The following is a 15,230-nucleotide window of genomic DNA, read 5'->3' on the forward strand; positions in this document are numbered from 1 at the left end:
TATTCGCTAGTTGAAACGTGTTTCTTATTAGACGAGCTATAGGTAAAGCAAATGACGGCAGAATTATTAATTAATGTGACCCCAAGCGAAACGCGTGTTGCTTTAATAGAAAATGGCTCATTACAAGAAGTGCATATCGAGCGAGAAGCTAAGCGCGGTATTGTGGGTAATATTTACTTAGGTAAAGTCATTCGTGTTTTACCTGGTATGCAGGCCGCTTTTGTTGATATTAATTTAGATAAAGCCGCCTTCTTACATGCATCTGATATCAATACCAAACTGATTTTAAATGAAGAAACTGAGCAAGCGCCGGATATTCGCTCCTTAGTTCATGAAGGTCAGTATCTCATGGTGCAGGTGGTTAAAGATCCTTTAGGTTCAAAAGGTGCCCGTTTAACGACAGATATTACCATAGCGTCACGCTATTTAGTGCTTATGCCTAATGCCACCCATGCTGGTATATCACAGCGTATTGAAGATATTGAAGAACGCAAACGACTTAAAACAATTGTTAGCCCATATTGTGACGAAGAGCAGGGCTTTATTGTCCGTACTGCTGGTGAGGGCGCAGGTGAAATAGAGTTAAAACATGACGCTGAGTTTTTACGCCGAGTGTGGAAAAAGGTGTTAGCGCGTAAACTGCGCAAACAAACCAAGTTACCCTTATATCAAGACTTACCTTTGTCATCACGAGTGCTACGTGATTTTGTTGGTATTGAATTAGAGCGTATTCGCGTTGATTCTAAATTAACTTATGATCAATTAAGTGAGTTCACGCAAGAGTTTGTACCAGAATTAACGCCGTTATTAGAATATTACCCGGGTGAGCGACCCATTTTCGATTTGTTCTCCGTTGAGCGAGAAATTCAGCGAGCACTGCATAGAAAAATAGAATTAAAGTCAGGCGGTTATCTTATTATTGATCAAACTGAAGCCATGACTACCATAGATATTAATACTGGCGCCTTTGTTGGTCATCGCAATTTAGAAGACACTATTTTTAGTACCAATATTGAAGCAACACAGGCTATTGCAAGGCAACTAAGGTTGCGCAATCTTGGTGGCATCATCATTGTTGACTTTATTGATATGCATAACGATGATCATAAAAGGCGCGTGTTGCATAGCTTAGATATGGCGATGAGTAAGGATAAGGTTAAATATAGTATCCAAGGCTTTTCGTCATTAGGGTTAGTAGAAATGACCCGAAAGCGTACTCGTGAAAGCTTAGAGCATGTATTGTGTGATGAGTGTCCTGTGTGTACGGGTCGAGGTAATTTAAAAACAGTAGAAACCGTTTGTTTTGAAATTTTAAGAGAAATTGTGCGTGTTAATCGTGCCCATGACGCGGATAAATTTATTGTTTATGCATCGCCTGCGGTCAGTGAATTTTTAGTGAACGATGAGTATCATAATTTAGGTGAAGTGGAAGTATTTATTGGCAAGCTGATTAAAGTACAAACTGAGCCCATGTATAGCCAAGAGCAATTTGATGTTGTCATGATGTAATGAATCAATGACGTTAAAGTTTATCTAATTAAAGTAAGGTTTTTATAGCAAGTAATTATGAGTATTAGCAGCGTATCAAATAAATGGCTTAATCGCCTTTATAAAACCATAGCCATATTCTTGGTTATGGTTGCTGTGATGCTCAGTGCTTTTCGTTTACTTCTACCTTATGTAGAGAATTATCGCAGCGACTTGCAAAACTATGTCAATAGCCGTAACGGCACCAATGTCCAGATTGGTTCCTTGTCTATGACATGGCAACGATTTGGCCCTAGTTTAGTGGCTAAAGATGTCATCTTACTTGAAACAGAGCAAGCGTCAGTCTCTATCCAAGAATTAGAAACTAAAATTGATTTTTGGGGCTCGTTAACTAAGCAACGCTTAGTGACCAGTAACTTGATCATTACAGGTGCCAAAGTTAATGTGGAACAAGCACTATGGCAAAGTGATGCTGAGGTTAGCTCTGCTGCGACAAGCGCTACAGTGAACCAAGCAGAAAGCTTTGATAGCATAGTTAATTTATTTTTGAATCGCTTAAATGAATTTTCAATTTTAAACAGTCAAATCGTAGTTCGAAACAAACAGTTAGCACGTAAATTTCATATTAATACCTTGAATTGGTTAAACACGGGCGACTTACACCAAGCGCAAGGTAGCGTAGTTGTTAATGGTTTAAGTTCAAATAATATCCAGTTAAAAATAAACCTGCATGGTGGTCAAAGTGATGAGCTATCAGGGCAAGTATATTTGCAAGCAAATCATTTAGATATAACGCCGTGGTTAGATAGTGTTTTAGCAATAGATAATGATAAAACTAAGTCTGATATTAGTTTTGCCGCTTGGTTAAATGTCACTGATAGTGCCATTGATAGATTACAAGTTGAGTTGCCCGAGAACAGTATTCACTGGCAAGTTGAGCAAGAATCGCAGAGTTTGAAGCTAGGCCAAGGGCAGTTGCTGCTGGTTAAAGGCAGAGAGGAGCAAAGTCTTAAGTTATTTTCAACCCCTCTATCGTTACAGTTTAATGAGCAACCAGAGCAAAAGCTTAAAGTGATGCTAAGCAAAAAGGCCAGTGACTATAGTGCTTATCTCTCTGCAATTGATTTGGCGTTTGTTGGCCAGCTTTCACCTTTATTCACTAGTAAGCCCGAACAAAGGAAAATGCTAACGCAGTTAGCCTTAACGGGGCAACTAAATGATACTTATGTTAATTATGCTGATGGTGACTTGCAGTTTTTAGCCGACTTTAGCCAAGCCTCTAACGATTATAGCAATGGCATACCTGGCATGAGTAACCTGTCGGGTAAGTTAAGTTATAACCAACAGCAGTTGTTTGTTGCCGTTAATGGCGAAAATGGTGCGCTTGATTTTAGTGATATTTTTGTTGCGCCAATTCAGTATCAATCGTTATCGTCAACGTTGGATGTTGCTTTTAATGACCAGGGCTGGCAACTTCGTGTTGATGCCTTAGATATTGTTTCAACAGAATTAAGCTTTGCTGCGCAAGTGAAAGTAGACGCACCTGTTGAAGGTGAAACAACTATGGCGTTACTGGCAGATATTACTCGCGGTAATGCCGCTTTAGCTGGGCATTATTATCCACTAAATTTAATGAGTGATGATTTAGTTGGCTATTTAAATGAGGCTTTAGTTTCAGGGAACATTGAGCAAGCGGCAGTCTTGGTTAATGGTCCTTTATCGCATTTTCCATTTACTGATGGCAGCGGTATTTTTGTTGTTGATGCTGAATTAACCGATAGCACATTTAAGTTTGCCAGTGATTGGCCGGCCATTACTCAGTTTGACGCTAACTTAAACTTTACCAATAACTCTATGTTGATAACAGGCCGAGCTGGTGAGCTTTCTGGCTTAGATGTCACTGGTGTACGAGCTGCCATAGATGATTTAGGTAATGAGCAAATACTCACGGTTGCCGCAGATATAAAACCGTCAGGCGCTAATTTAGTGCATGATCTTATGCTAGCTAGCCCGCTTAAAGATAGTGTCGGTAGCGTGTTAGATCAGCTGCAAATTGCCGGTGATGTGTCAGGTAAGTTTGATTTGAACTTACCGTTAAATGATGCCGAGCAAGTATTGGCAAGCGGTGTGATACATTTCGCCGATAATGATGTGGCACTGCAAGCACCGCGTATGGACTTTAGCAAGGTAAACGGCAGTTTAAGCTTTGCCAATGATAAAATTAGCACACAAGATTTGCAGCTTACTTGGCATGATTTACCGCTTGAACTTGTGGTTAACGGCATTAATAAAGAAGCTTATTACGATACAGATATTCAAATAACAGCGAATTGGCAAGCTGATGACTGGCAAGCCCATGTTCCTCCTTTACTGAAAAAATATGCCGACGGCGAATTACCATGGCAGGGGGCATTATCACTACATCAGCACCACCAAGGAGGTTTTTCATATCAGTTTGACTTAAGTTCGCAGTTTGAAAATACCAAGTTAAATCTACCAGCCCCTTATGGCAAAACAGCTGAGCAAACTAAGCCGTTTCAGGTTGAAGTAACAGGGCAATTAGCACAGTCAAAAATTACCGCTCAATTAGCAGATGATTTAAGCTTTTTTGGTATTTTAGATCATGAAAGCACCAGTTTTTCTCGTGCTCATTTAGTGCTAGGTAATGAAGAAATGCTGCTGCCTATGGATGGCTTCCATATTACCACCAAACTCGATAGGGCAGATTTTGCTTATTGGCAACCACTGTTAAGCGATATTACCGATACGGTTTCACAGCCTAGCACGACAAGTGTTGCATCAAACAATGACTCACAGCCGATATTAGATAAGCCACTATTTGCTAAACCTGAGCGAATTCGTGGCACCATAGAGCAGATGGAAATTTTTGGTCAACAACTAAGTAACATTTCCTTTAACCTCTTGGATAAAACGGATTGGTGGTTGCTGCAATTAAATGCGACAGAGACCCGAAGCCAGTTAAAGTTTTATCCTGATTGGCATAAGCAAGGGCTCGATATTAATGCTGAATTTATTCACTTAACTTCACAAGATTTATCAAATGATGAAAGTCAGAGTGATACTGCTACGAATCTTAAACCTGAGGTTGATAATAAAGTCGTTTTTGCCAATATACCGCCGCTACGCCTACATTGTGATCGCTGCCAAATAGATGCCTTAGATTTTGGTAAAGTGGATCTTGCGATTGAACGAGTTAACGAGGAAAAAATTCAAATTAAGCAGTTTAATGCGCAAAGAGAGCAAGCACAGCTCGCATTTACCGGTGATTGGCATATGAATGCGCAAAGCTCAACAACTGCACTACAAGGCGATGTTTCGGTTGATAATATTGAGTATGAACTAAACCAATTGGGCTATGAGTCAATTATTAGAGACAGTGGCGGCAAGCTAGACTTTAACTTAAATTGGCAAGGTGGGCCGCATGATTTTGATGTGAAAGCTTTATATGGTGCTTTTAATGTTCGTATTGATGATGGCTATTTGGCGGATGTTAGTGATAAAGCGCGAATTTTCTCTATTTTAAGTCTGCAATCTTTAGTGCGTAAATTAACTTTAGACTTTAGAGATATTTTTAGTGATGGCATGTTCTACAGTGATATTAAGGGTGAATATCATATAGAGCAGGGTATTCTCTATACAGATAGAACTAAAATGAATGGTACTGCTGGTAACTTAGATATGACAGGTAGTACTGATTTATCGACAGGACTTTTGGATTATAAAATGTCTTATAAGCCTAATCTTACCTCAAGTTTACCTGTGCTAGCCTGGATTGCGACACTCAACCCGGTAACATTTTTGGCGGGGGTTGCCATAGATCAGGTGATCAAATCACAAGTTGTTTCTGAATTTAAATTTGAATTAACCGGTAGCGTTTCTGAGCCTAACTTCCAGCAAGTAGAACGTAAGACTAAAGAGGTTAGGGTTGGTCGTAGTAAAACACCGGAAATACTCGATGACAGCCAGCAAGGCGATAAAAAAGAATCGCCGAAAAAGAGTCATTTACAGCAGTATGAAGGGGCTATAGAAACAGATAAGTCTACTGAGCCATTACTTGATGGTGCAACCCTTTTTACTATACCTGCGGAGCAAGTAAATCATGGTTAAGTTAACCGCCATTCAAATGTGCTCAGTGCCCGATGTTGATGCCAATTTAGCTGAAATTAGTCGGCAACTGCTGTTACTTACTGAGTCTCAGGAGCAGGCAGCTGATACCACCCATTTGGTGGTTTTACCTGAATGCTGTTTATTTTTTGGTGGCAAAGATAGTGAGCAATTAACCTTAGCGAAAGCCAATATGGCAGAAAGTGGCCTTATAGCATCGCTTTCTGATTTGGCTAAGCGTTTTAATGTCTATTTGGTTGCTGGTACTATCCCTATTTACTGTCAAGAAACGGATAAGTTTACTAATTCAAGTTGTGTGTTTTCGCCTACCGGTGAGCTGCTTGCTCAATACGATAAAATACACCTATTTGATGTAGAGGTAGAAGATAGCGAGAAAAGCTATTTAGAATCTCGTTTTACCAAAGCGGGGACGTCGGTTGAAGTTTTAGAAACTGAATTTGCCACCATAGGCTTATCTGTATGTTTTGATGTGCGTTTTCCTATTTTATATCAAGAGCTGGCAGCAAAAGGTGCGCGCATAATTACAGTACCAGCAGCGTTTACACGTGTTACTGGTAAAGCGCATTGGCAAACCTTACTGCAAGCGCGAGCCATTGAAAATCAGGCTTATATTATTGCCGCAGCACAGGAAGGTGTGCATGCTAATGGCAGGGAAACTTGGGGGCACTCAATGATTATTAGCCCTTGGGGAGAAGTATTGGCTTGCCTTGAAGAAGGTGAAGGCCAAGTAAGTAGTATATATCGAGAAGAAGAAGTGGAGCGAATACGTCAACGTATGCCGCTGAAATCAAAGTTAGGCAAGGCTTAGTTGTATTAAGCCTGTTTATTAGAAGTTGAGTTAATACTAAATGAATAGTGTCGAGCAATCGCTATTGGCTGAAAGCCAAATTAATGATGAAATTTTAACAAATACCTTAGCTAGTATGATGACTAGAAAGGTAGACTTTGCTGATCTTTACTTTCAGTCAAGCTTACATGAATCTTGGGTATTAGAAGATGGCATAGTCAAAGAAGGCTCGTACAATATTGAACGTGGTGTTGGTGTGCGGGCAATTACCGCAGAAAAAACCGGTTTTGCTTATTCAGATGATATCTCCGAGCAAGCACTGCAAAAAGCCGCAGATGCTGCTAAAGGTATAGCAGATAGTGGTGAAGGTGCTAAGGTAAAAGCCTTTTCACGTACCTCGCCAATACAAGTGTATCAATCAGTTGAACCATTAGGCAGCTTAAGCCAAGAGCAAAAAATAGCATTACTGCATGAAGTAGAGGCGCATGCTCGCAGCGTAGATAAGCGGGTTAAACAAGTTATTGTCAGTTTATCTGGCGTCTATGAAAAAATATTAGTTGCAGCATCAGATGGCACGTTTGCCACAGATATTCGGCCTTTGGTTAGATTGAATTGCTCAGTATTAGTGGAAGAAAATGGCAAGCGTGAACGTGCTAGTTCTGGCGGTGGTGCTCGAACTGATTACAGCTATTTCTTTGAAGTTGAAAACGACAAAGCTCGTTATTTAGCGTTTGCTGAAGAGGCTGTGCGCCAAGCTTTAGTGAACCTTGTGGCGATTGATGCGCCAGCGGGAACTTTCCCTGTGGTATTAGGTGCAGGTTGGCCGGGGGTATTATTACATGAAGCGGTAGGCCATGGTTTAGAAGGTGACTTTAACCGCAAAGGCTCATCAGCGTTCTCGGGTAAAGTAGGGCAGCAGGTAACATCAGAGCTTTGTACTATAGTAGATGATGGTACTTTAGCCAATAAACGTGGTTCAATCTCTATTGATGATGAAGGTACGCCGGGTCAATACAATGTTCTGATCGAGAAAGGTATTCTAAAAGGCTATATGCAAGATAAGCAAAACGCCGCCCTAATGGGAGTGAAGCCAACAGGTAATGGCCGACGTGAGTCGTATGCGCATTTGCCTATGCCGCGAATGACAAACACCTATATGTTGGCAGGCGAGTCTAGCCCTGAAGATATTATTAAGTCAGTGAAAAAGGGCATTTATGCGCCTAATTTTGCTGGCGGTCAGGTTGACATTACCTCAGGTAAGTTTGTGTTTACTAGCTCAGAGGCTTATTTGATTGAAAATGGTGAAATTACTTCACCAGTTAAAGGCGCGACGTTAATTGGTAGTGGTCCCGATGCCATGAAGAAGGTAAGCATGGTCGGTAATGATCTTAAACTTGATGCTGGTGTGGGTGTTTGCGGTAAAGATGGGCAAAGTGTACCAGTTGGTGTTGGTCAGCCAACATTAAAAGTAGATGAAATGACCGTTGGTGGTACTCAATAAAGTAAAAGTTTTCTTATTTGCTAAGATATTGAAAGTCAAAGAGATATAAATAACACGATAAATAAGCACCAATAATTCTATTGATCTAGATCAAAAAAACTGTTCATTTTGATGAATTGTCGGTATGATGCGCATCTTTTAAGCCCTTAGGGGCAATTTGCTGTATAGGAAAATAAAGATGTCACAAAACGAAGAATTCAAAGATAGCTCATCAAAGCGTCACTTATTTATGATTTTGGCAGCCTTAGTGGCATTTCCATTACTGCCTATGTTAATGGGCTGGTATACAGTATTAGCTTAGTATTTGATAAGCAAAGAGATATAAAAAATGGCGATAAGTTAGTACTTATCGCCATTTTTGTTTGTGCTATGTCATATTAAGACTGAGCTTAGCTTGCCTAGTATTGCCTAGTACGGCTTTGTTCTTAAGCAACTTGCGATTAAAAGTAGCAGGGTAATAAGCGCACTCGAGCCGCCGCCAGAAGATGAGCTTGTTTCTGTTACTGGGGCAGCGTCATCATTTATGATTGTGACTGTCATCATGTCATTATCGGCAATATGCTCGCCGGTTAATGACAGGGTAAAGGTTTTGTTTGCGTTGTGAACATTGTTGTCAATGATATCAAAGGTAACCGTGAATTCGACTTGCCCTTGGGTTAAGGTTACTTGTTCATTAATCGCGATATAATCTTGTCCAGCTTTGGCACTGACATCTGTGGTATTAATTGCAAAGCTCAGCTCATCATCAATGCCATCAATTCGCTCAACTAAAACCGTGATAGTTTCTGCATTTTCAGCAACAGTCACGTTGCTAAGTTTAAATTGAACTAAACCGCGATGCTCATTATCTGTGATGGTAATATCAGCTGATGATTGAGTTGATTCATCAAGGTTATCACCTGAAATAGTGAGGCTAAGCACTTTATTGCCGTCAACGATAAAATCATCCAATAAAGAAACGGTCACAGTTTTAGTTAACTCACCGCTGGCGAAGCTGATGGTATCAAAGGTGAGTGCTTGATAATCAACACCTGCAATAGCATGCTCAGAAGTTATGGCAATATTAACTTTTGAATCGGTGCCATCATCAAATAATCGGCTAATGGTAAAGTCAACCTCAGTATTGGCTTCTTCAATTGTGGTTATTTCAGGTGCGCCAACTGATATTGACATAGGTTTAGTGCTACTGTCTAAACCAAAGTAATCAAGGTATTTTGCCATCACTGTCATGGTTAGATCAGATGGTAACCAGGAAAAAGCGCCCGAGGTGGCAATAATTTTGGCTGTACCTATTTGATTCGCGGCAGTGTTACTGAAGTTACCATCATCACCAGTCCATAAAGGTTTTGCGTTGGCTTCACCATCTAAGCCTTTTACTTCTGCAAAAAGGTAATACTCTTCTGGAGCTTGGAATGTTAAACCTTCAACAATCGAACCTTCTGCGCCAGAAATAGCCGTAATCGATTGTGACCATTGCCCTGTTGCTTCAACGCCAAGAAAGCTAACTTTTTGATTGACTAAGTCGCGATCCCAATACCACTCAAGGTTCTCATAGTATAAATGACCGCCAGCGTTAATGTAGTCTTGAATACGACTTGCTTGCTCATCAGACAATATTTCGTAATCGTGATCGACAATAAACATGGCTGGAGCATCTGCTGGTGAAACTAAAGGTATATCATCAAAGCTTGTTATAGGCTTAATAAAGTTATGCAAAGTATTTTCAAGCTGTGGCATATATGCCAAGTTAACAACGACTAAGCTAGGCTCATCGGGTAGTTTTAATGCTGTGACTGAGCTGCTACCTTTAGCAATGGCAGTAAAAGCCTCTGCCTTGATAGTTACATTACCTGGTTCGATGCTTGTTGTACTTATATCAAATTCATAAGGGGCCTGAAAGTCTTCAGCAAGTACAGTATCATTGAGTGAAAGTACGACTTTAGTTACCGTCTCTACAGAGTTAACAGAGACACTGATACTGTCTAGTTGATTGATACTTTGTAAATACTCGATACCTTCAAGTGACACCTGTGGAATATTTACAATACTTGCTTGTAAGGTATAAGTGTCATCTGTTCGGGTTATATCTGTAATTTCGACTGCTTGATTTCTATCTCTGTAACTTTGGCTACTCGGTGTTGTTAGCGTTGTTAGTTCGTGCTCGCTTAGATAATAGTGGTTTTCATTGGCCGATAACAATCTGATTAAATGGTGATCACTATAACTATTGTTGAATTCAAAGTTACCGTATTTTAAGGTTGCGTCTACGTGCCATATTAATAAGCCAGCGCTACTCATATGAGTATCGTTTAACTCTCTATCTCTGTGCTGAACAACAAAATACTCACTTAAGCCTTTGTCTAAGGTAAGCTCTGGCATGATGATGAGAGCATCTTCACTGGTGCTTGATGGTGCTAAACTAATGGTTTCTGAACCAGAGCCAACGACTTTAGGGGTAATCCAGCCTAATAAGAATTTCGAAAATGAGTTATGATCGCCCAAGTTATTACGCATCATATCATTAACTGGAATTTCAACCGCTGGGCCTACATCGACATCATAATCATAGTAATCTGGTAAGCCTAGTGCGTGGCCAGTTTCATGAATAAGCACTTGTGGGTCAAAATCATCATTGGCGTTATCCCAACTTAGCCATTGCCATGAGTACGTACCAAAGGTTTTTCCTGATAGTTTAAAGTCAGGATCGTATAACGAGGTTTGATGACCCCACCAAGTAGAGGCCCATTCGCCAACTTCACCTGTCCAGATAACTGAGAAGTAGTCGATATCACCATCGCCGTCGTTATCATACTGGCTAAAATCTACGCCTTGATTAGCATGATATTGCAGCGCTTCTTTAATCACATCTCGCTCGCTAACGACTTCGTCACGAGGATATGGCGTGGTGTACCAATCAAGTACATCACCCGTTATGGTAAGCTGCCCGTATGAGGAACGCTTATAAAAGTTAGTGAGGCTTTCATTAGGATATCTAGCAGGATCGCCATCACCATGAATATGATTATAAATAACCTCTTTTGATTGATGCTCAGGCGCAGGGGCATCTTCAAAGGCGAGCAGCAAGGTAAAAGTTTTTTGTGTACCATGGCTAGCAAAGCCATTATCCCAAGGAGTTATTTGCGGGCCAGCATAATTGCTATATCCAGCAGCTTTACTTACTTTCTGATGAGCTAATTGGCTTAGGCCAGCTTTGGGCTTATGGTTGCCGTAAGCTTTAGCTTTGCTAATTTTTTCTTTTAAAATACCTTGGCTTTTGTATTTTTCTAGCTGTTCTTTTGTTGGTGGTTGTAATGCCTGAGCTGACATTGAAAGTAAGCTCAAAGCAATCAACAAGCCAGTCATTTTTTTGATTGTTGCCATAGTATTCCTTTTACTGCTTGTATTTTTAATGATAATTATTAGCTGTTTTCTTTTAGGTAAGCAAATAAGTTTTGGTAATGTTTGCCGAGTTTTTCTGCTTTCTTCTCTTTACTGGCATGCCTGACTAATTGCCTTAATTTTTGTCTTTCCATGGTGGGGTTTTCTGATAATAGCGCTTCAATGGCGGTAGAGCCTTTTTCAATCAGTTCATCACGTAGGCTTTCTAATCGAACAAACTTGGCTGTTTCTTGCTGATGTTTATTTGCCATAACATCAAGTGCTTGATGGATGGGAGCTAGATCTGTTTCCAGTAATATTTTGGCGATATGGCGAATGTGGCGACGTAGCGCTTCATGCTTATTGGTTATTTTATCTGCAACAACCATGGCTTCTTTAAGATCGTCAGATAGAGGTAGACGACTACGTTGGTGCTTTGACATTTCCACAAGCTTCTGGGCAAAGGCTTGCAATTCGTGCATTTCACGTTTTATTTCGGTTTTACTTTTTAATTCTTGCTCTAAGTCGTCGATATCGTTTGCTGAGTGGGGCATAATAATAGTACTGGCATGTTTTTAGGATAAAACGCAATTATATCACTATTGCTGCAACATGCTAAATCTGACGAAAAGTAAGTAATAAGTAGACGAAATATGACCACATTAAGCAAAGAACAAGATCAATTAACTGAGCAAATAGGCAAAGTTGAAGAGCGTGTTGCCACAGTACTCGACTTAGCTAAGCGCTTAGGGGCTGATGGCGCGGAAGTCGCTATGAGTAAACAACAAGGCTTAAGTGTTGGCACCCGTATGGGGGAAGTAGAAAATGTTGAGTTTACCAACGATGGTGCTTTAGGGATCACTGTCTATCAACAGGGTAGAAAAGGTAGTGCATCGAGCGCTGATTTGTCAGAAAAGGCATTAGCACAGGCTGTACAAGCGGCGGTTAATATTGCTAAGTATACTTCTGTTGATGACTGTGCTGGCTTAGCCGATAAAGATTTATTGGCGATGCAGCCGCAAGACTTAGATTTGTATCACCCGCATGAATTAACAACTGAGCAAGCAATCGCATTGGCAACCGAGTGCGAGCAAAGTGCACTTGCTGTTGATAAGCGTATCACCAACTCGGATGGCGCGAGTTTAGACAGCTTTGTTGGCTTTAAAGTGTATGGTAATAGCCATGGGCAGTTAGTGAGTTACCCAAGCTCACGCCACAGTTTAAGCTGCGTTATGATAGCGAGTGATAACAATGATATGCAAAGAGATTACGCGTATAGCGTGAATCGTGATTTCACTTTGCTTGATAGCGCTAAACAAATAGGTGTTAAGGCATCACAAGAGGTGTTGTCGCGCTTAAATGCACAAAAGTTAACCACAGCTAAAGTGCCGGTATTATTTCGTGCTGATATTGCCAACAGTATTTGGGGACATTTAATTGCGGCCATAAGCGGTGGTAATTTATATCGAAAATCATCATTCTTACTTGACGCTTTAGGTAAAGATATTTTCCCGCACTTTTTAAATATCAGTGAAAGGCCACATATTACTAAAGCCTTAGCTAGTAGCGCTTTTGATAATGAAGGTGTGCTGACTAAAGATAGAGAAATTATCTCGCAGGGCTGTTTGCAAACCTATTTACTTACTAGCTATTCGGCGCGAAAACTTGGTTTACAAACCACAGGTCATGCTGGTGGTATCCATAACTGGTTAGTGGCTGCACAGGGACACCAAGGTGATTTCGATGCCATGTTAAAAACCATGGGTACAGGTTTATTGGTAACTGAACTTATGGGCCAAGGCGTTAATGTGGTAAATGGTGATTATTCACGAGGCGCTGCAGGTTTTTGGGTAGAAAACGGCGAGATTGCTTACCCTGTAAGTGAAATTACTATTGCAGGTAATTTACAGCAGATGTTCAAAGGTGTTGTTGCGGTTGGCTCAGATGTAGATATGCGTGGCAGCATAAGAACAGGTTCAATTTTAATTGATGAAATGCAAGTGGCAGGTCATTAGTAGATAGAGTACTTAAGCCTAGCTCAGGTTACTTAGTTAGGCTGAGCAGGTTATAAGTGAATAACGGCTTAGCCTAATAAAGCTTTTGCTAGGTTAGCAATAGGCTGGCAGTACCTAAAAAGGCAAAGATACCAACAACATCGGTTACTGTGGTGATGATGACACTGCCAGCTAGGGCAGGATCAATATTCATACGTTTAAGAATAAGCGGAATACTTACCCCAGCAAGGCCTGCGGCTGTCATGTTCATCAGCATGGCAAAGGCAATAATTCCACCAAGCATAAAATCTTGCTTCCATAGTGCGACCACACTGGCAATCAGTACCGCCCAGATAATGCCATTTAGAAATCCTATAGCAACCTCTTTAGTTAACAGTGCTTTAGCATTACTTTCACCAACATGTCCTAAGGCGATACCACGAATAACTAAGGTTAAGGTTTGATTGCCGGCAACACCACCCATGCTAGGTACTAATGAGTTTAATACCGCAAGAATTGCTAGCTGAGCGAAAATTTCTTCGAACATACTGGTTACTGCTACAGCCATTAAAGCTGTGATTAAGTTAACACCTAACCAGAGTGAGCGTTGTTTAGTACTTTTAATTACTGGGGCAAAGGTGTCGGCCTCGTCATCTAAACCCGCCATACTCATCATGGAGTGTTCAGCTTCTTCACGGATAATATCGATAACATCATCTATGGTAATACGACCTAATAAATGGCCTTCTTCATCGATAACAGGTGCGGAAAACCAGTCATGACGTTCAAATAGCTGTGCGACATCTTGCTCGGTCATATCTGCTTGTACCGCCTCTACCTCATCATCAATAAGAGTAGAGACAATAACTTCAGGCTTTGCCGTCACTATGGCGGCTAGGGAAACGGCACCAATAAAGTGGTTATTGCGATCAACCACGTAAAATGAATCGGTTGATTCAGGCAGTTCACCTTTTAAACGTAAGTAACGTAATACCACATCAACACTAACATCGGGACGCAAGGTAATTGTGTCGGTGTTCATGATACCGCCAGCGGTATCTTCCTCATACGATAGTGCAGCTTCTACTCGACTTCTATCTTGTGAGTCCATCGAGTTGAGTACTTCTTTGTAGACACTATCAGGCAGTGTTCTAAGGACTTCAGCTAAATCATCAACGTCCATGCCTTCTGCAACAGCAGCCAGCTTTTCCGGACGCATACTTTTTAAGATGCCTTTACGAACTTCTTCATTAAGCTCTTCTAGTACTTCACCGTGAAAGTCTGGATCAATTAATTGCCACAGTACGGGTCTGCTTTTAGCGGGTGAAGATTCGAGAATAAGAGCAAGATCATAGGCTGGCATGTGCTGTAATAATTTACGCACATAGACAAACATACCACTACCAAGTGCTTCGTTAACTTGTTGTAGTCTTTGCTGATTGTATTCTTGCTCTGTAGTTTCTGGCATAGCGACTCTGTTTATTAATAACAACTAAGGCGTTGCTGTAACGGAAAAGGAAACAGGTTTAGCAATCGAAATATCCTGTGATTGCTGCTACTTGGTATTGAGCTTAAGTTTATCGTAAGTCTGTGGTTTTATCAGCATTTTTCTTTGCTGGCTAATGCTGCAAGGCGGTTTTTTGTTCGAAGGGGCTATTCGCTTTCGTCAAATTTATCTGAAATTAATTGGCATATTTCCGTGAGAGCTTGCTCGGCATCCTCGCCGTGGGCAGTAATATTCACGGTTTTTCCTTTACCGCCAGCGAGCAGCATAAGTGCCATGATACTGCTCGCATCTGCTTGTTTGCCATCAAGCTCTAATGTGATAACTGAGCTGAATCTCTGACTTAGCTGGGCAAGTTTAGTTGCCGCTCTAGCGTGTAATCCTAGCTTATTGCAAATAGTAACTTGTTGGCTCACTTGGTTTGTCATCACA

Annotated in this window: 10 protein-coding genes; 6 read left to right on the forward strand and 4 right to left on the reverse strand. The window is 40.8% G+C overall.

The features are described 5' to 3' along the window. Positions 1-51 precede the first annotated feature (51 nt). From rng to EMK97_RS19365, 5 genes are all read left to right on the forward strand, one after another. Entirely contained in the window at positions 52-1,509 is a 1,458-nt protein-coding gene (rng, locus tag EMK97_RS13230; protein WP_130602930.1) for a ribonuclease G, read from the forward strand. Positions 1,510-1,566: 57 nt separating this feature from the next. Beyond that, entirely contained in the window at positions 1,567-5,616 is a 4,050-nt protein-coding gene (locus EMK97_RS13235; protein ID WP_130602932.1) for a YhdP family protein, read from the forward strand. Further along, positions 5,609-6,442, forward strand: a complete 834-nt coding sequence (locus tag EMK97_RS13240; protein WP_130602934.1) for a carbon-nitrogen hydrolase family protein — start codon at positions 5,609-5,611, stop codon at positions 6,440-6,442. The genes EMK97_RS13235 and EMK97_RS13240 overlap by 8 nt, the downstream gene beginning before the upstream one ends. Before the next feature lie 40 nt (positions 6,443-6,482). Beyond that, positions 6,483-7,922 carry a metalloprotease TldD gene (gene tldD / locus EMK97_RS13245; RefSeq protein ID WP_130602936.1) on the forward strand — a complete coding sequence of 480 codons (1,440 nt, stop codon included), beginning with the start codon at positions 6,483-6,485 and terminating at the stop codon, positions 7,920-7,922. Between the two features lie 178 nt (positions 7,923-8,100). After that, complete coding sequence (locus tag EMK97_RS19365; RefSeq protein ID WP_281274927.1) at positions 8,101-8,223, forward strand: hypothetical protein; 123 nt, start codon at positions 8,101-8,103, stop codon at positions 8,221-8,223. A 107-nt stretch (positions 8,224-8,330) separates the two neighbouring features. On the opposite strand, the gene EMK97_RS13250 is transcribed toward EMK97_RS19365, so the two are convergent. Beyond that, a complete protein-coding gene (locus EMK97_RS13250) occupies positions 8,331-11,303 on the reverse strand; it encodes a M6 family metalloprotease domain-containing protein (protein WP_130602938.1) in 2,973 nt (990 codons plus the stop codon). Between the two features lie 38 nt (positions 11,304-11,341). Continuing rightward, positions 11,342-11,854 carry a ribosome biogenesis factor YjgA gene (gene yjgA, locus EMK97_RS13255; protein WP_130602940.1) on the reverse strand — a complete coding sequence of 171 codons (513 nt, stop codon included), beginning with the start codon at positions 11,852-11,854 and terminating at the stop codon, positions 11,342-11,344. A gap of 99 nt (positions 11,855-11,953) precedes the next feature. On the opposite strand from yjgA, the gene pmbA reads away from it, so the two are divergent. Next, a complete protein-coding gene (gene pmbA / locus EMK97_RS13260; protein ID WP_130602942.1) occupies positions 11,954-13,315 on the forward strand; it encodes a metalloprotease PmbA in 1,362 nt (453 codons plus the stop codon). Positions 13,316-13,403: 88 nt separating this feature from the next. On the opposite strand, the gene mgtE is transcribed toward pmbA, so the two are convergent. Both mgtE and EMK97_RS13270 read right to left on the reverse strand, forming a co-directional pair. Further along, positions 13,404-14,762, reverse strand: a complete 1,359-nt coding sequence (mgtE, locus tag EMK97_RS13265) for a magnesium transporter (RefSeq protein WP_130602944.1) — start codon at positions 14,760-14,762, stop codon at positions 13,404-13,406. A 185-nt stretch (positions 14,763-14,947) separates the two neighbouring features. Continuing rightward, the gene (locus tag EMK97_RS13270) at positions 14,948-15,226 is read right to left on the reverse strand and encodes an HPr family phosphocarrier protein (protein ID WP_130604483.1); all 279 of its coding nucleotides are present in this window, start codon (positions 15,224-15,226) and stop codon (positions 14,948-14,950) included. Positions 15,227-15,230 lie beyond the last annotated feature (4 nt).

Origin of the sequence: Litorilituus sediminis (assembly GCF_004295665.1) — a bacterium.
Classification (GTDB): Bacteria; Pseudomonadota; Gammaproteobacteria; order Enterobacterales; family Alteromonadaceae; genus Colwellia; species Colwellia sediminis.

What these genes read in the sequence shown, in the direction of transcription:
- EMK97_RS19365 (WP_281274927.1), top strand. Translation starts at nt 8,101, where the DNA reads ATGTCACAAAACGAAGAATTCAAAGATAGCTCATCAAAGCGTCACTTA.
- pmbA (WP_130602942.1), top strand. Translation starts at nt 11,954, where the DNA reads ATGACCACATTAAGCAAAGAACAAGATCAATTAACTGAGCAAATAGGC.
- tldD (WP_130602936.1), top strand. Translation starts at nt 6,483, where the DNA reads ATGAATAGTGTCGAGCAATCGCTATTGGCTGAAAGCCAAATTAATGAT.
- EMK97_RS13270 (WP_130604483.1), bottom strand. Translation starts at nt 15,226, where the DNA reads ATGACAAACCAAGTGAGCCAACAAGTTACTATTTGCAATAAGCTAGGA.
- mgtE (WP_130602944.1), bottom strand. Translation starts at nt 14,762, where the DNA reads ATGCCAGAAACTACAGAGCAAGAATACAATCAGCAAAGACTACAACAA.
- yjgA (WP_130602940.1), bottom strand. Translation starts at nt 11,854, where the DNA reads ATGCCCCACTCAGCAAACGATATCGACGACTTAGAGCAAGAATTAAAA.
- EMK97_RS13250 (WP_130602938.1), bottom strand. Translation starts at nt 11,303, where the DNA reads ATGGCAACAATCAAAAAAATGACTGGCTTGTTGATTGCTTTGAGCTTA.
- EMK97_RS13240 (WP_130602934.1), top strand. Translation starts at nt 5,609, where the DNA reads ATGGTTAAGTTAACCGCCATTCAAATGTGCTCAGTGCCCGATGTTGAT.
- EMK97_RS13235 (WP_130602932.1), top strand. Translation starts at nt 1,567, where the DNA reads ATGAGTATTAGCAGCGTATCAAATAAATGGCTTAATCGCCTTTATAAA.
- rng (WP_130602930.1), top strand. Translation starts at nt 52, where the DNA reads ATGACGGCAGAATTATTAATTAATGTGACCCCAAGCGAAACGCGTGTT.